The 17,916-nt window shown below is 45.2% G+C and carries 13 protein-coding genes; 10 read left to right on the top strand and 3 right to left on the bottom strand.

From position 1 onward, the window contains the following. Positions 1–92 precede the first annotated feature (92 nt). The 4 genes from ACIFSR_RS05620 (at position 93) to ACIFSR_RS05605 (ending at position 4,864) form a co-directional block, all read left to right on the top strand. Positions 93–1,427 (top strand): ABC transporter substrate-binding protein, encoded by a 1,335-nt coding sequence (locus ACIFSR_RS05620; RefSeq protein WP_339206470.1) that lies wholly within the window; start codon positions 93–95, stop codon positions 1,425–1,427. 105 nt (positions 1,428–1,532) lie between these two features. Next, a complete protein-coding gene (locus tag ACIFSR_RS05615) occupies positions 1,533–2,441 on the top strand; it encodes a carbohydrate ABC transporter permease (protein ID WP_339206472.1) in 909 nt (302 codons plus the stop codon). Next, positions 2,431–3,264 carry a carbohydrate ABC transporter permease gene (locus ACIFSR_RS05610; protein ID WP_339206473.1) on the top strand — a complete coding sequence of 278 codons (834 nt, stop codon included), beginning with the start codon at positions 2,431–2,433 and terminating at the stop codon, positions 3,262–3,264. The genes ACIFSR_RS05615 and ACIFSR_RS05610 overlap by 11 nt, the downstream gene beginning before the upstream one ends. Before the next feature lie 403 nt (positions 3,265–3,667). Next, positions 3,668–4,864, top strand: coding sequence for an MFS transporter (locus ACIFSR_RS05605; RefSeq protein WP_430055614.1), 1,197 nt, complete (start codon positions 3,668–3,670; stop codon positions 4,862–4,864). 32 nt (positions 4,865–4,896) lie between these two features. Here the strand turns inward: ACIFSR_RS05605 and ACIFSR_RS05600 are convergent, their stop codons facing one another. Continuing rightward, positions 4,897–6,558, bottom strand: coding sequence for a PAS domain S-box protein (locus ACIFSR_RS05600; RefSeq protein ID WP_430055612.1), 1,662 nt, complete (start codon positions 6,556–6,558; stop codon positions 4,897–4,899). Between the two features lie 282 nt (positions 6,559–6,840). Here ACIFSR_RS05600 and deoC point away from each other — a divergent pair, with 282 nt between their 5' ends. Beyond that, complete coding sequence (gene deoC / locus ACIFSR_RS05595) at positions 6,841–7,530, top strand: deoxyribose-phosphate aldolase (RefSeq protein ID WP_339206480.1); 690 nt, start codon at positions 6,841–6,843, stop codon at positions 7,528–7,530. Between the two features lie 144 nt (positions 7,531–7,674). On the opposite strand, the gene ACIFSR_RS05590 is transcribed toward deoC, so the two are convergent. Beyond that, complete coding sequence (locus ACIFSR_RS05590; RefSeq protein WP_430055609.1) at positions 7,675–8,547, bottom strand: aldose epimerase; 873 nt, start codon at positions 8,545–8,547, stop codon at positions 7,675–7,677. Between the two features lie 399 nt (positions 8,548–8,946). Then, on the bottom strand, positions 8,947–10,083 hold the full coding sequence (locus ACIFSR_RS05585; protein WP_430055606.1) for a peptidylprolyl isomerase: 1,137 nt from the start codon (positions 10,081–10,083) through the stop codon (positions 8,947–8,949). 291 nt (positions 10,084–10,374) lie between these two features. Between ACIFSR_RS05585 and ACIFSR_RS05580 the strand changes: the two genes are divergently transcribed. The 5 genes from ACIFSR_RS05580 (at position 10,375) to ACIFSR_RS05560 (ending at position 17,777) form a co-directional block, all read left to right on the top strand. Further along, positions 10,375–11,820, top strand: a complete 1,446-nt coding sequence (locus tag ACIFSR_RS05580) for an HD-GYP domain-containing protein (RefSeq protein ID WP_339206485.1) — start codon at positions 10,375–10,377, stop codon at positions 11,818–11,820. A 109-nt stretch (positions 11,821–11,929) separates the two neighbouring features. Continuing rightward, positions 11,930–12,925 (top strand): L-glyceraldehyde 3-phosphate reductase, encoded by a 996-nt coding sequence (gene mgrA, locus ACIFSR_RS05575; RefSeq protein WP_339206486.1) that lies wholly within the window; start codon positions 11,930–11,932, stop codon positions 12,923–12,925. Positions 12,926–13,092: 167 nt separating this feature from the next. Beyond that, complete coding sequence (locus tag ACIFSR_RS05570; protein WP_430056195.1) at positions 13,093–14,502, top strand: PAS domain S-box protein; 1,410 nt, start codon at positions 13,093–13,095, stop codon at positions 14,500–14,502. Next, positions 14,418–16,946, top strand: coding sequence for a response regulator (locus tag ACIFSR_RS05565; RefSeq protein WP_430056192.1), 2,529 nt, complete (start codon positions 14,418–14,420; stop codon positions 16,944–16,946). Before ACIFSR_RS05570 ends, ACIFSR_RS05565 begins: the two co-directional genes overlap by 85 nt. Positions 16,947–17,048: 102 nt before the next feature. Then, positions 17,049–17,777, top strand: coding sequence for a response regulator transcription factor (locus tag ACIFSR_RS05560; RefSeq protein WP_076268413.1), 729 nt, complete (start codon positions 17,049–17,051; stop codon positions 17,775–17,777). Positions 17,778–17,916 lie beyond the last annotated feature (139 nt).

Below are 17,916 nucleotides of genomic sequence, written 5' to 3'. Positions count from 1 at the left end.
AGTTTTTCTCGATTTCGTGTTATTTTTTCTGGAAGCCATCAGATTTATACTAGTGATAGAAAGCGATTACAAACGTAGAGAGGGGCATAAAAATGAAGAAATATGGGTTTGTCTTGCTGTCTGTTGTATTGCTGCTCGGATTGCTGAGCGCATGTGGAGGAAAAGGAAATAACAATAATGGCGCCGCAATGGCAAACAAGGAAAAAGCGAACAATACGCCGAGTACGGAAGTGGCTGCTGAGTCAAAAGATCCTATAGAGCTTGAAATGTCCGTTTGGGGCAGTGATGCCCAGGTGGCGTTGTATGACGAGCTTGCTGAGGAATACAAGAAGCTCCATCCGAATGTGACAGTCAAAACTTCCGTGATTCCGTGGGCGGACTACCAGCAGAAACTGGCGATCATGGCAGCGACCAAAACCTCGCCAGATATCGTATGGATCTCAGAGCGCATGATTCCACAATTTATGAATGGGGGCCAGCTGCTGGATATTTCGTCCGTGAAAGAGGACACGGCTTATGCGTTCGATGATATAATACCATCCACGCTCACTGCATTTGAAAAGGGCGGCAAACTCTACGGCATTCCATTCTCTACGCCGCCTCAGGTCGTTTTCTACAATAAAAAACTGTTTGAAGCGAATGGATTGAAGTCGCCAATGGAGCTTTATGAAGAGGGCAACTGGACTTACGATGAGATGGTCAAAGCGTCCGAAGCGATCTCCAAACCGCAAGAAGGGGTATACGGCGTGAAGTTCATACAAAGTTCCTCCAACTGGTCCGACAATCTAATTCCATTGATTTGGGCGATGGGTGGCGAAATCTTCAACGAAGACACAACGCAATTCGCTATGAACACGCCGGAGACGGCCAAAGCGATCAATCTCTTTAAAGGGCTGCTCGATAAGAAAGCGCATCCAAGCATCGGTGAGCAGTTAACTTTCGATACAGGTAAGCTTGGTATGGCGTTTGAGAACGTTACCCGTACAAGCGCTTATCGTGACAAAGTCGATTTCGAATGGGATATTGCTCCGCTTCCGAAAGGCGACCATGGCGTCACGGTGCCTATCGGCTTTGGAGGCTATTCGATCTTCAAAGACGCAGAGTATCCGGAAGAAGCATTGGAATATTTAAAATTTATTAGTAATAAGGAAAATGCAGCTAAAGTAGCCCAGTTTTTTGTGCCGCAGAGAAAGTCTGTCCTGTACTCCGATGAGTATCTCAACAAGTTCCCGTTCCCGACCGTTGAAACGATGAAAGTGGCTGCGTACGACCGGTTGGCCGAAGGTAAAATCAGGCCTTCCCATCCGAACTGGGTCAAGATTGACGAGCAGGTGACATTAAACATGGATGCGATATTGCTCGGTTCCACGACAACCGAGCAAGCGTTGAAAATTATGGAAGACAGCATTAATCCTCTATTGAAATAACCTTCCAGAACGATGGAGCATTGCGAGATCGCCATATGAACAATAGGGCGATCTCGTAAATTATAGGGAGGGTTGCGTCATATTGACAACAGGGGGTAGGCGCGAATGGCCGGAGGTAAGTCTGCAGGTTTAGCATCTTTGAAATCAAAAGAAATGTGGATGGGGTATTTATTTATACTGCCTATTGTGGCGGGATATATAATCTTTCTGTTTGGCCCGATCGTTTACGCTTTCGTGATGAGCTTTACGAATTGGTCGTTATTTGGAAATACAGCATATATAGGTTTAGAAAACTATATTTACGCCATGCGCGATGATCCTGTCTTCTGGGATACGGTCGTGAATACCGTATATTTCTCTGCGGGCTTGGTCCCGCTGAACATTGTTTTATCGCTTTTATTGGCCATGCTATTGAAACGGAAAATATGGGGCATCGGCTTGTTTCGGACAGCGATCTTTACGCCTGTAGTCGTTTCCCTCGTGGTTTGGGGGATCGTATGGAAGTTTATTTTCTCTACGGACGGCGGATTAGTCAATCTGCTGATCCGAACGTTTGGTGGAACGGAGATTGCCTGGCTTTTCTCGGAAACGTGGACGATGCCTACCGTTATAGTGGTCAGTGCACTGAAAGGCGTGGGCATGAACATGGTCATCTTCCTGGCCGCTCTGCACGATGTGCCGAAGGATTATTACGAGGCTTCCAAAATTGACGGTGCTTCGCGCTGGGAAACCTTTAAATCCATTACATTGCCAATGATTACGCCAGCCGTATTCATGATAACGATCATAACCGTTATCGGTTCTCTTAAAGTGTTCGGACAAATCTATGTGATGACAGGCGGAGGGCCGGGAACTAGCACGTACGTGATGGTCTTCTACATTTTCAAACAAGCGTTCCGCTCCTACGAATTCGGTTATGCATCGGCACTGGCATTTATTTTGTTCAGCATTATCCTGGTTCTGACCTTGATACAGTGGAAACTGAGAAAGAGATGGGTACATTATGAACAATAAAAAGATAACATCCAACCTTGCATCCTATCTGGTTCTAACAATCGTTTCCTTCATCGTGTTGTTCCCTTTTTTTTGGATGGTCAGCACATCCTTGAAGACGGATTCCGAGGTGTTTCTATTTCCGCCCCAATGGATACCAGAGGCTTGGGAATGGTTCAATTATATTCGCGTGTTTACGGAAATGCCGTTTCATCTCTACTTTTTTAATAGTATATATATCGCGGTGCTCGTCACGGCAGGCACATGTTTCTTGTCCGCATTGGCAGGCTATGCGTTTGCCAGATTGCACTTTCCATTCAAAAATGTGATCTTTCTGTTCCTGCTTAGCGGGATGATGATTCCTACGGAAGTTACGGCCATTCCTTTATTCAACTGGATGTCAAAGCTCGGATTCATCGATACGCATATTCCTCTAATTCTTCCGCCAATGCTTGGAGCGGGAGGGATGTTCGGCGTATTTCTCGTACGTCAGTTTCTAATTACAGTTCCTATTGAACTGGATGAAGCAGCCAAAGTAGACGGGTGTTCGCCGTGGCGCACATTCAGGTCGATTATGCTCCCGATTGCTACGCCCGCATTGGCAACCGTAAGCATCTTTACATTCATGAATAGCTGGAACGAGTTTTTTGAACCTCTTATTTATTTAAATACGAAGGAATTGTTCACGCTGCCGATCGGCTTATCGCTGCTTACTACGGATACCGGCGTGGACTGGCCGCTGCTGCTTGCCGCTTCGACCATAGCAACTGTCCCGATTCTGGTTGTTTTCTTCCTGGCTCAAAATAAGTTTATTGAAGGCATTGCCAATACGGGCTTGAAATAATATTCACATACAAACGTCAGCCCAACAATGGACTGACGTTTGTTTTTTGCAGCTACTTCGAAATGAAAAAAAGTCATATGTTAAAAGAGTAATTCTTTACGTCGATAACATGGTATTATAAATAAACTGGTGAACTAGAAGAGTAATGATAAGGCTCCTTTTGGAGCTTTTTTTAATAGGTTCTGTCAAATATTATTCCAAACAGAACTCTTTCCCTAATATAATAGATGGAGCTTGATTTGATCAAACTCTTCGTCGGTCAGCTTGCCTTCTTTGAATAAAACATCGTCACGAACAACAATTTTGCTGATATCATGTAGGAGTGCCATTTTGTGCAGAAGATCAATTTGCCATTATAGGAAATATAGGCACGACTATTAGCAACAAGAGAGGAATTAATAAGGTGAAGGAATCACTCTGGACCAAACCGTTTGTTTTGTTGATTTTATCTAATTTATTTTTGTTCTTATCACTGGAGATGCTGCTGCCTACACTTCCGATGTTTGCGGCAAATAAAGGCGGCTCGGATGCTGAGATCGGACTTATTATTGGTTTATTTACTTTTTCAGCTGTTATTTTAAGACCTTTTGTTGGTATGGCTTCTGATAAATTTGGCAAAAAGCTGCTGCTTCTCGTCGGCGTAGCCATTTGTTTAATCGGTACGGCCAGCTATTACGCCGCAGTGACGATTACGATGATGCTTATGCTTCGTATCGTGCATGGTGTAGGCTTCGGTATTTCAACGACCTTGTACGGAACGGTTGCTTCGGACATTATACCTGCTTCTCGCAGAGGAGAGGGCATGGGGTTTTTCGGTACAGGAAATGCTGTAGCCATTTCGCTCGGGCCCTTCCTTGGCATATGGTTGATGGAGGAGTTTGGTTTCTCCGTATTGTTCATTGTTGGGGCATGTATACTGCTGATTGCGATGGTTTGTACGGCCTTCGTCAAAGGTGACACCAAAGAGGAGAGGGCAAAGGCGCAAATAGCGTCCGCCACGGAAACCTCATTCATGCTGCGGTTTATTGAGCCGAAAGCACTGATGCCTTCTTTATTAGGACTGCTTGTAGGTTTGTCACTAGGCGGTGTTATTAGCTTTATCACATTGTTCGGCAAAGAAACAGGCGTGCAAAATATAGGGTTTTTCTTCCTTGTCCTTGCTATAAGCGAATTTTTAATACGTTTTATCAGCGGACGGATTTTCGATTCGAAGGGGAGATTTTGGGTACTGTTTCCTGCGGCAATATCTTGTATCGTGGGCTGCATAATCCTTTATATGACCAAATCAACTGGAACATTGCTGCTTGCAGCGGTGTTTTATGGAGCGGGCTTCGGGGCTATTTTCCCAGGCTTGCAAGCTTGGGTAATTGACAGGGTGGAGCCGCAGCGAAGAGGGGTAGCGACTGCAACTTTTTATAATGCATTCGATATCGGAATCGGAAGCGGAGCCATGCTGCTTGGCCTAGTCGCGACATGGTCGAATTATGCGACGATGTATCTCGTGTCCAGTTTGTTCTTCGTCATTTACTTAGTTGTATATTTCGTGTATGAGAAGCAGCTTAAGCAAGCGGGTTTGGCGGAAATAGCAAAACGATCGTAGCCGAGAAAAACAGCAGCGACGATCGCGTGGAATTAGTGTGATACGTATCGATCTTTTCCTTCGCGCTTCGCCTGATAAAGCGCTTTGTCCGCATAGGTAAACAGCTCTTCTTGCTTAGCGGAGCAGCCCGGCTTCCACGTCGCTGAACCCAAGCTTATCGTGACATGGGGACAGCCCGATAGTTCTGCATGCGGTATTTTTAATTGCCTGACCGCTTCCAGAAGTCTAGATGCAATATTGGCGGCGCGTTCTTCACTCGTTTGAGGTAAAATAAATCCAAATTCCTCGCCCCCATAGCGGGCGACAATATCAAGCGGACGCTTCATGGTGCTCCGCAATGCGGCGGCGATTTGTCTGAGACATTCGTCGCCTTTTTGATGCCCGAACGTATCATTGAATAATTTGAAGTTGTCGATATCGCCCAGCATGAGCGTGATCGGCATATGGTGATGCTGCGCTTCCAGCCATTCCTTGTTCCAAGACTCATCAAACACTCGCCGATTTGCAATATTGGTCAACTCATCCACATGCGAGAGCTTATGCAATAATTGATACTTCTTAATCATTTTCAACTCATTTTCTTTGCGAGGGGTAACGTCTCTGGAGACAGAAACGATCGTCTGCGTGCGATCACCATCATGATAAATGACTCGGGAGGTCGTTTCGAGCCAGCGATAAATGCCTTCCTTGCGGCGCATGCGATAAGTAATGGTATTGGCTTCAATGTTGCTGTAAATGAGCTCTTGATTTTCGAGCATTCTCCCTCTGTCATCAGGATGATACAAAACAAACGGTGACGATCCAATCAGCTCGTCATCACGAAAGCCTAGCAGCGTATAGCAAGCAGGGGATACATAAGTAAATAACCCATCTCGATCATGCTTGGAGATCATGTCGCTTGAATTCTCAGCTAGCAGCCGGAAGCTCTTCTCGCTCTCCAGCAGCTTGTCAGCGATTCGCTTTCGCTCTGTAATTTGGCGAAAATGAACGGAGAGCCCAAATTCGGACGGGTATAAATTCGACTCAAACCAATTATTAAGCCGTGGAATAAATTGCTCGTACATGCGGTACTGATTGGTTTCCATAGACAATCTATATTCTAGATGGCTTATGGACTCTGCGAGCCAAGGGAATAGCTCCCATATGCTATAACCAATCAATTGTTCCTTGTTTCGCTTAAATAGTTCCTGAGTCGCATTGTTCGTATAGATAAACTTAAATTCATGATCCAGTGAGAAAAATGCATCTGAGATACTTTCCAAAATAGTGGAGATACGCATCGTAAGCTGCCTGACTTCCGACACCGCTTGCGTCTTCTCTGTAATGTCCATCATTTGCGATATAAAATGACGGGGGGCGCCATGCCTGTCATATACAAGGGATACGGAAAGAAGCACGGTTACAATGTCGCCGGTCTTTTTGAAGTATCTTTTCTCCATTTGAAAGGTGTCGATTTCGCCCTCGAGCAGCTGGTTCACGTAGCGGTAATCCTGTTCCAAGTCATCCGGATGGGTAATTTGGGCAAACGTAAGATTGACAAGCTCTTTCTCCTCATAACCCAGCATCGTTTGAGCGTAAGGGTTGGCTACGATAAAACGACCATCTAAATCTACTAATGCCATGCCTATTGAGGCATAATGAAAAGCGCTGCCGAATAAATCAGCTTCGCGCTTTGATTTCGAAAACAAGGTCAAGCTGCGCACCTCTCTGCGGTTCAGACTGGATAAGTTTGTTAGTACATAGTAAAGAATAGAACACAACCATCCGTTTGTCCACATGACTTCTGTAGGAAAGATCGTCTGCAAAAAAGTAAGCATGTGGTATTTTCGGCGCTATATTATTGTTGTTTTGAACAAAGCTTCGTATAATGAAACGTATCATGCGTATCTCGCCCATTCGTTTGGATAGGATAGGGATGAGGCGTACCGGCAGAGCAATGTTTGGAGCAATCAAAATGATAGAGGAGGAGCAGCAAAATGAGCAACGATATGAATTTATCGCCGGCGGACATAGCGGCGATGATCGATCATACAATACTTAAAGCTGATGCAACAAAGGATGAGGTACTTCAAATTTGCCGCGAGGCTAAGCAGTATCAATTTGCAACGGTTTGCGTAAATGCAGGCTGGGTAGCAACAGCTGCTGAAGAACTAAAGGGATCGGGAGTAGGCATAACGACAGTCGTTGGTTTCCCATTAGGAGCGACGATGACGGCATCTAAGGCAGCAGAAGCGAGGTTTGCTATTGAAGCTGGAGCAACGGAAGTAGATATGGTTTTAAACATCGGCTTGATGAAATCAGGCGATCTTGAAGGCGTGAAGCGTGATGTTGAGGGTGTAGCTGCGGCGGTTAAAGGACAAGCCCTGCTTAAAGTTATTCTTGAAACGGGACTTCTAACGGATGAAGAAAAGGTTGTCGCATGTGAAATCTGCAAACAGGCTGGCGCAGATTTCGTGAAGACATCGACGGGCTTTGGCAAGGGAGGCGCTACGGTAGAGGATATCGCGCTGATGCGCCGTACGGTAGGTCCTGACCTCGGTGTGAAAGCATCCGGCGGCGTACGCGACCGGGAAACTGCTCTGCAAATGTTCGCAGCGGGCGCAACACGTATTGGAGCAAGCTCTGGCATCGCTATCGTTACAGGCGGTCAAGGCGAAGGCTATTAGTTCGTTGCTCCTAAAAAGCAAAGAGGAAGCCTTGCACCATGGAACCGAACCCATGGCTTGCAAGGCTTCCCTCTCTTTTTTTTGCTTCATGATTCCAATGCTACACAAGCTTAATGGCTGAATCGTTCGTCTAAAGAGACGGACTTAACGTTCGCAGCTAATCGTCATGTTGGCATGCAGCTCTTCGCCAGCGTTCAGCATGACAAGCTCCTCTTGACGGTTAAGCTCACCATTTTCAGCCATCCATGGCTCTACACATACGAAAGGCCGATCCTTAACGGACCAAAGCACCATATATTTGAAAATGTCATCGTAAGTTAGGCGAACGCGAGCGCCTTGCAAAGCGACGAAGGAGATTTCGCTCTTCTTCGCATCGAGCAGGCATACGGATTCCACAAGTCCTTCCAAGTCGATAACACCATCAAATGGTTTTTCTACATTATCGTTATAATCGACATAGCGGGTAGCATCGCTTTCATATGCGATCTTCTTACCCGAATCAATGGCGAAATAAGGATGGAAGCCAGCATAAAAAGGCATCGCAGCAGCTTCGCTTAGATTGCGGTACAGCTGACGCGTATGTAATTGACCATCCTGCAGTACATAGGTAAACAGCAATTCGAATGCAAAAGGGTAGGAGCGCAGCGTCTCTTCATTGCTTTGCAGGCGGATTGTAATCGAAGCCTCACCATCCGTTTTTGTACTGACAACATCCCATACAGAAGTACGGGCAACGCCGTGGTTAGCCATCGTGTACGATTGACCGTTCCACTCATAAGTTTGGTTAGCAAGCTGCCCGCTAATTGGGAACAGGATCGGATTGCCTCCGCGGATATTGGCGGTTGGGTTCTCAAACGTCGATTTGTCCAAATAAAAGAGCTCTAGTCCATGCAGCTGGCAGCCGATAACGATACCGCCGCGCTCTGGACATACGATGATGCGGGATTGCGTGCTTTCTTCCGTTAATTCATACAAGGTATACGTATCCTTATAGCTGCGTACTTCGTAGTTGCTCACTTGTTTCCCTCCAATAATAGATACATGGCATATTTCACCATCATATCATATTCACAATACACGCTACCTCACTATTTATGTCCTAAATCACGCCTACAGAGTCATTTCGCCCTCCCCGTCATCCGTACGATTATCCCTAAGCGATCGATTGCCTGTTTTAAAATGGTCGAATCTAGTAAAACAATCATCTACGCCAATTGATAGTCATAGAATAATATATATTAACTTCAGAAGAATGACATAAAATTGAAGAGGCTCATCTATCCTTCTGAAGCCAGAGCCTCCCTGAAGCCCATCCCTCCGGGCGAAAGGGGGGCTTTTTATTGTGAAAAAAGGGACTGTGCCCACAGGTTATAAATAACCTATGAAGCACAGTCCCTTTTAAGAAAGCATTAGCTATTATTCAGCTTTTGGAGCGTCAGTAGCTGCTGGAGTCAGTGTGTTCGTGATTTTTGCTTTTGCACGAATTTCGGTCATCCAAGCTTCGGATAGCTCATTTGCTTCTGTAGCAACAAGCTGGTTCTTAATTTCTTCTTTTTTCTCTTCGAACGTTGGAACAACAGCAGCTTTCTCAGCTGTTTTCTTAATGATGTGGAAGCCGTTTTCGGTTTGAACAACACCGCTGATCTCATTAATTTTCAATGCAAAAGCAGCAGCTTCGAACTCAGGAACCATTTTTCCTTTTCCGAATAGGCCAAGATCTCCGCCATTATCTTTCGAACCTGGGTCGATCGATTTCGCTTTGGCAATTGCAGCGAAGTCGCCGCCTTGCTTAAGCTCAGCTAGAATAGCATCAGCTTCTTCTTTTGTTGCTACCAAAATGTGTGAAGCTTGAATTTGCTCAGGCGTGCCAAGCGCAGCTTTGTTCGTATCATAGAACTGTTGAATTTCTTCCGCAGTTACGTCTGTTTTTGGCTCCAAAACTTTACGAATCGTTAGATTGATTTTTGTATCGCTTTTCAAGTTTTCAAGCGTCATGTTGTACTGAGCAAGTGCAGCATTGAACTGCTCGTCCGTACCGAAGCTCTTCTTGATAAGCGCAATTTCAGCATCTACGTCAGCGTCTGTAACCTTGACGTTATTTGCTTCTGCTTCTTGGACGATCAGCTCTTGTGTAATGATGTTCTCAAGTGTAGCCGGACCGCCTGCTTTAACTAGCTCATCGTAAAGTCTGTCTTTCCCTATGTTGACACCGTTGACAGTTGCCACGGTTTCATTGCTTGATCCAAATGGCGGTTTAATTAATACGACGATCAGCAAAATAGCTAGTACTGCTGAGACGATCAACCATGCTTTACCGCTTCCGCCTTTGGGAGCCTGATGAACGCTCTCCGAATTTAGGGCAGCAGCACGAACCTCGTCGTTTGATGCTTCAGGAAGCTCTTCGTTTAATTCTTGTTGAAGCTCCTCTTCGATAGCTGTATCTTGATCCGAAAGCTTGTCCTGCTCTTCTGTCTGTTCGAGCTCGTAACGTTCTTCCTTCGCAGTCAATTCGTTTTCTGCGTCTTTGTTTGGCTGCGATTCCTTGTTATTCATTCCATAAACTCCCTTCAATTTACCTGTCTTCAACTACTATAACAAAACAAGATTGAAAAAACCTTAATCTAAAATAAAAATATATGTTGTCGGTTTGAATTATCCGTATTTCCGCGAAATTTCACTATTTATAGGTTGACTGCGTGATGATATGATAGTAAAAGACGAATATCCAACATTATCCTACAAGTTTCATGTTGGTTTTTGATGAAACTTTACATTTTGCGCCTCCCACAGGCGGTATGTTTACCAGCAAATACATATAAAGAACGACATCTAGGAGGAATAAGCTTGCGCAAAAATATGTGGGTATACACACGTTTAGTTTTATTAATGCTTTTGCCATTGGCAGGCTATTTCGCGTTGCGAGGTTCGGAGCTTGATAAGAGCATTAACGCACCTCAAGAGCATTTTTATATCGTCAGTCTCGTAGCCATGATCTCGCTGATCCTTGCTATTGCTGTAGGATTCGTCGCGATTACCCTTCGCAATATTAAGATTAGTTTTCTATCGTTATCTTATGTATCATTATCTGCATTGTTTGTTCTGCATGGCTTATCTACCCCTGGTTTTTTAACGCATCACTCAAGTACTGCAGGCAGCACTGCTCAGCTTAGCGTTATACTGGCCGTTGTATGGTTGTGGTTGTCCTCTATATCTGTAGATCGTCCTCTCATCAAATGGTTTGCGCAGTTGCAGCGAATGCTTTTGCCCTTATGGATATCCTTGCTTCTTGCCCTTTGCACCATCCTTTGGTTTTACCCGAATCTTATTCTATTTCTACATTTTAAGGATTTGCCAATGAAATGGGCCGCAAGCCTATTTACGATCGCTTTGAATGGCTGGACAATATATCGGTATTTGCAAGCGTACATATCCTCTCGTTTTCCATTGCAGCTCGCCATCGTGTACAGCTCAGGCTGGATGATTATTGCACAGCTGATTATCGTGAGTGGCGAAGCTTGGAATATAAGCTGGTGGCTTTACCATTTCCTATTGCTTGCTTCGGTTATTGTTATGGTTTGGGGTATTGTGAATCAATATGTCAGCTCCAAATCCATTACAGCCTCTATTAAGCTGATGTTCCGCGCCAATCCGCGCGATTGGATTAACACCTATATGTCTTCAAGCGTTCGAGAGCTGGTGATGACAACGGAAGCACGTGATTCTTACACAGCAGGCCATAACTATCGGGTAGCCCTTTATGCTTTGAAGCTGGGAGAGGAGCTTTCACTCAGCTCAGCTGAATTAAGGGCGATTGCGCAAGGCGGATTAGTTCATGATGTCGGCAAATTGCGAATACCGGATACGATTTTGAACAAGCCAGGCAAGCTTACACCTGAGGAACGTGAAATTATTGAGGTGCATCCTATATCGGGCTACGATTTGTGCAAAAGATTAGGTTTTATGCCGGAGGAGCTTTCTGTTATAAGGTCTCATCATGAGAAGTGGGACGGCAGCGGCTATCCTGATCAGCTTGCAGGTGAACAGATACCGCTGCTTGCACGGGTCACTGCCGTAGCGGATGTTTATGATGCTTTGACCTCGTCACGTTCTTACCGAAAGGCGATGTCGCATGAGGCGGCTATGGAAATTATCCTAAAGGAGAGCGGGAGACATTTCGACCCCGTGTGCGTTCAGGCATGGGAGCGCCTTGTACGGGAGCAAACGAGCTTTTTCGAGGAAACCGTCCGCAACAGTCCGCATTTGAAGCTGGAGAAAAGGCTGATCAAATAAACGCATTTCCATTTGGTTAGCAGCAGTTGTACAATAAACGGGAAGCAGCTTGTTGTTGATTAATAAGCACAATAAGTGATTCCAATAACGGTTTGGGGGAATATTGAACATGACTTATTTAGCGGCTAATAATCGGTATGAGAGCATGAAGTATAACCGTGTCGGACGAAGCGGCTTAAAGCTGCCGGCAATTTCCTTAGGATTGTGGCATAATTTCGGCGGCATTGACCGTCATGAGAATGGGCGTGCCATGGTACGCCGTGCATTTGATTTAGGCATTACGCACTTCGATCTTGCGAATAACTATGGACCGCCTGCTGGCTCAGCAGAAGAAATGTTTGGCCAAATACTTAAACAAGATTTTGCAGCATATCGTGATGAGCTTATTATATCAACCAAAGCTGGCTACTATATGTGGGAAGGTCCTTATGGCGAATGGGGCTCACGCAAATATTTGGTTTCCAGCTTGGATCAGAGCCTAAAGCGGATGAACCTTGATTATGTCGATATTTTTTATCACCATCGTCCAGATCCGGATACACCGCTTGAAGAAACAATGGGGGCTCTTGATCATATTGTGCGCCAAGGAAAAGCGCTGTATGTCGGCGTTTCGAATTACAATCCAGAGCAAACAGCTAAAGCGGCCGCTATTCTGAAGGATCTAGGTACGCCTTTCCTTATTCATCAGCCATCCTATTCGATGTTCAATCGCTGGATCGAGAACGGCTTGCAGGATGTTTTGGACGAAGAAGGCATAGGCTCGATCGTATTTTCTCCGCTTGCTGGAGGCTTGCTGACGAATCGTTATTTGAATGGTGTTCCTGCCGATTCACGCGCTGGAGGACCAAGTGTATTTCTGAAGGCAGATCATATTACAGACAGCACATTGAATAAGATTAAGCAGTTGAATGAGATTGCACAGCATCGTGGACAATCGCTTGCCCAAATGTCTCTTGCTTGGGTACTCCGAGGCGGAAGAGTGACTTCGGCTTTGATCGGAGCAAGTCGTGTCGAACAAATTGATGATAATGTTGCAGCACTACGCCGTCTAGATTTCAGCGACGAGGAGCTTAGCCGTATTGAAGCGGTGCTTGCAGCTGAATAGATTAGTATAAATAGAATGATACGCTAGAGCAGCTAACCGCAGTGTTGCGGCATGCAGGCTCTAGCGTTTTTTTATTATCCAAATAATAGTTGAAAGAGATATAATAGTGTCAAAGTCAGGCAGATTTGGCTCATGCGTAGCGGAAGGTGGAAGTGATTTTGAAAAAAATGTCGTTGCGTACAAAAGGATTAATCCTGATTGTTCTCATTTCTTTCTTCCCATTGTTGATTGCTGGAGTGGGCAACTATTCTGCGGTCAAGGATGCGATGCTTAAATCCGAAATCGAGAAAACAAGCAGCATGCAAAACAAGCGTGCAAACGAATTAGCGTCATGGATGGCTATCCGCAAAGCGGAGGTTATTGTGATGAGCCGAACAGAGGTTGTCCGTTTTGGTACAGATGAGGAGCGTCTTCATTACTTTGGACGTGAGCTGGTTCGTGGCGGCTTTATCTATCACTCGATTGGGTATATAGATGAATCAGGCATAAGCCTGCGTACCGATGGTATTAGAAGAGATATGAGTATGGAGTCATTTTTTCAGGAGTCGATTACAGGCAAAGTGGTCATTACGGATCCTTTTAAGCCTTCTTTTTCTGATGCTACGCAATCGTTTATTGTTGTACCTGTGTATGGGGCTACGAACGAACTCAAAGGAGTTGTGTATGCCTCTATTGTTATGGCTACACTCCGGCCATTCATTGAATTTACAGGCGATCAAACGATTATACGCTTGTTCAATGATGAAGGCGGCATCATCTATAGCTCTGATAACCAAGAAATCATTAGCAAGGGCTTATTTCATGAGAAGTCTTCCTTGTCTCCGATTGCGGAGAAAATGCTTGGCTCCTATGAGGGTGTTTCGAAAATTAACATAGCGGGAAGAGCGTACGCGGTTTTTCATACGAAGGTGAGTGAAACACCTTGGCGTTTTGCATTGCAAGAGCCAATGTCCAAGCTGGAAGAAGAGGTAAAGCCGATATTTTGGCGTATTTTCACGACGATTGCTGTCTCGGAAGTGATCATTGTAATCTTTTTCTTTCTCTACTTCGAACGTATTGTGAAACGGTTAGAACGTATTTTGGGCGTGACGGAGCAGGCTGCAGCGGGGAGCTTCGAGGCAGAGCATCTTGAAGTTGAGCCATATGACGAGATCGGTCAGCTTGGTCATTCTGTGAACGGCATGATGGAGCATTTGCAAGAAATGTTCGATCGCCTTGAGGCAATCATTAATCAAAATCAATATGCATTTATCGTGCTCGACGATCAGTATAAGGTCACCTATTTGAATAAAACAGCTGAAGAGATGCTGGGCTATAAGACTTCGGAGCTGGCTGGAAGCGCTACACCGCTGTTGTTCATGGATCTAGATGAGGTTCGCTTGGAAGCTGAGAAGCTTAGCGAACAGCTTGGCAGAACGGTTCAGCCTGTGGTCTTGAAGTATTCAAGGAGCTCCGCAGCACCAGCTTCTCCTATGAGAGGGAATGGACCTTTATTCATAAAAACGGAACAAGAATTCCAACGCTGCACAGCTCGAATGGTTTGCGTGACCGCAATGGGCGGTTCTCTGGTGTTGTAGGTATGGTGCTCGATATTTCCGACCGCAAGCATGTAGAGAAAGCACGCAATCGTTTGCTCGACATCGTTGAATCAGCCAAGGATTTAATAGCTTCAGTCAGCTCAAGAGGCAAGCTCGTCTATATGAATGGGGCAGGCAGAGAAATGCTGGGCTTGCAAAGCAATGCGGATCAGGTGCATATGGTAGAGGAATATTCTCATCCAGAAATGTATTCGGAGCTTGTGAGAGGAGCGGCGCTCGCCAAAGAGTTTGGTTACTGGGAAAGCGACGCGCAGCTAATGAAGCAAAATGGCGAGCCGCTGTACGTTTCCATGGTCATCGTGCCGCATAAAGATGAAGATACGGGTGAGCTGTTTTTCTCTTGTATAGCAAGAGATATTTCGGAGCAGAAGATGGTGCAGGAGAAGCTTGTTCGTGCCACGCTCGAAGCGGAGGAAGCGAATCAGGCGAAGAGCCGATTCCTGGCGCTCATGAGCCATGAGATACGCACACCGCTTAATGGCATAATTGGCTTGACGCAATTAATGCGCAAGACAGGGCTGTCTTCGTCACAGAAGGATTATATGGACAAGATGAATACATCCTCGGAGACGCTGCTGCGAATTATTAATGATATTTTGGATTTCTCCAAAATTGAAGCAGGCAAGGTCGACATCGAACGTCAGCCATTCCAGCCTGAGGAGCTGATGCACCGGATCACTGATCAATTAAGCGTATTTATGGGCGGTAAAGAGCAGTTTGAATTCATTATTGATACGCCAGAGGAACTGCCGCAAACGATTATTGGCGATGCGCTGCGTCTTGAGCAGGTGCTGCTCAATTTGTGCATGAATGCGATCAAATTCACGAATAGAGGAAAAGTAAGGCTGAAGCTGGAGATAGTGGAGCCGACCGATAAAGGGGTAAACGTGAAGTTTATCATCTCGGATACGGGGATTGGAATGAGCGAGGCTCAGGTCCTAAAGCTCTTTAAACCGTTTACGCAAGCTGATGGGTCAACAACACGGAAGTTTGGTGGAACGGGACTTGGCCTTGTCATATCCAAATCATTTGTTGAATTAATGGGAGGCAAGCTGATGGTTTCCAGCAAAGCGCTTGTTGGAAGCGAGTTTTACTTTACGCTGCCATTCACTATTATTCATAAGTATACCGAACCGCGTTTGCAGGTTCATCAGGATTTATTGGAGCAGCCCGTGTGGATCGTAGAGGATGATGACGAGATGCGGGAGCACTGGAGCGATATTGTCGAATCGTTTGGCTTGACACCTATTCCATTTCACTCTTGGAAAATGGCTAGAGATCGCCTGCGCCGCATTGGAGCTGGCGCTCTGCCGAAGCTTATCGTACTGGATATGGAGATGCCGGATATGTACGGTGCAGAAACCTGGCTTGAATTCCATCGTGATGCGGAACTTGCTGGTGTCAAAACCATTGCTATGACGACCTCTTATGGACGCGACGAAATGATGCAGCTTCCTGCTGAGCAAAGACCGGTAACATTGTTAATTAAGCCTATCATGAGAACGGCTATGCTTCGTGCAATTGAAAGTGTTCTGGATCATAAGGGCACGAATGGGAAGGAACAAGAAATCGAGTCGCTCGTAGCAACGATTCAACAAAATATGACAAATACGCGGATTTTGTTAGCAGAAGACAATAAAATTAATCAGCTGGTAGCAATCGAAATTTTGAAGGAGCGGGGCTACGAGGTCGGCTTAGCTGAGAATGGCGAAGAAGTGCTGATGAAGCTGGGCGAAGAGCGCTGGGATCTTATATTAATGGATATTCATATGCCGATAATGGATGGATCGGAAGCGGTTCGCATCATTCGCACACAAGCTAAATATGATCATATTCCGATTATTGCCGTGACGGCAAACGTGCTTCGCAATGATCACGAGCGTTATTTGAAGCTGGGGATGAACGATGTGGTAACGAAGCCTATTTCCTCCGAACGAATTCATAATGTCATTTCCTATTGGTTGAAGGAAATCAGCGGTTCGGCTATTCAGCCGGTCGTCAAATCTGGCCTAAATGATCGTTCACGTGCATTAGAACCAGCAAATATAGATAGTTTGCCGTCTATTGACGGCATGGACGTTGAAAGCGCACTGGCAAGAGTGAATGGAAAACTGCCGATCTTGCTGCATATGATGGAGCAATTTATGCTTGATTACGATTCATTTGCAGACCAGCTGCGAATGATGATTAAGCAATCGGAGCTAACAATTGTCAAACGAATGGCTCACACACTTAAGGGGGCTGCCGGTTATTTATCTGCTTACGAATTGTTAGAGGCGGCTTGTGAGGTTGAGCGAATTGTGAAGCTGCCGGAGCTTGAATCGGACAATTTGCAAAAAGCTATTATTCAGTTAGAGGTGACGTTAAAGCGGCTTTTGGATGGTCTTCGGAAAGCGAAAGATATATTCGACAATAAAACCTAACAAATTTCTAACAACTTGTTGTTCCTTTAATAACGTTAAGGTATAGTAGAGATACAAAAAATATTCGACAGAAATCTTCAATCCTCAAAAAGGGTGACGACAATGTATAAGGTTTTAGTTATTGAAGATGACGTCATGATGAGTGATATGCTGTCTATGTATTTATCCGAGGAAGGCTATTCTGTCATGCAAGCTTATAGAGCGGATGATGGATTAAGACTCGCATCAGAGTTTAATCCGGACTTGGTGCTGCTTGATTTAATCTTGCCCGATCTGGACGGAATGGAAGTGTGTGCGCTAATTAGAAAGCGCTCTAACGTACCGATTATGATTCTATCCATGAAGAGTGAAGTGTCAGAAAGAGTTCAGGCTTTAAAGGCTGGAGCGGATGATTACATGTGCAAACCATTCAGCATGCACGAAATGACAGCTAGGGTAGAGGCGTTAATTCGTCGATCGAATACGATGCAGACAGAGACAGCGCAGCAGGTTTCAGCAGCAGTGGAAGCGACCGAAGAGGGGGAGCTCATTCAGCTTGATTTTGAGAGACGCCTATTGCTGGTTCGCGGGAAGTTAGTTGAAACAACCTTCTCGGAATATGAGCTGATGAAATTATTTCTTGCACATCCGGGCAAGGTGTTTAGCAGGGAAGAACTTATAAATACGATTCGCGGCTTTGATTCCTTCGTAACAGACCGTGCCATAGACGTACATATCGTCAACCTTCGCAAGAAGATTGAACAGAACCCGAAGGAACCGCGGCTCATTCGAACGGTATGGGGATTCGGCTATAAGTATACCGCTCAGCATACGAGCAAGAATCAAAGCTGAATAAGCTATTATGTAAGAAGAATCACTCTATAACATGGAGTGATTCTTTTTTTTACCCATTTGCCCAGCAATACTTTGAATATTCGCTGCCATTCTCTTAATTGTAAGGTTGTTAGAACGGGTATTAAATTATCTAACA

Source organism: Paenibacillus sp. NRS-1760 (genome assembly GCF_050467785.1).
In the GTDB taxonomy this organism is placed as follows: Bacteria; Bacillota; Bacilli; order Paenibacillales; family Paenibacillaceae; genus Pristimantibacillus.
Note: the sequence above shows the minus strand (reverse complement) of the source record. Positions and strands in the feature narration are given on the sequence as shown.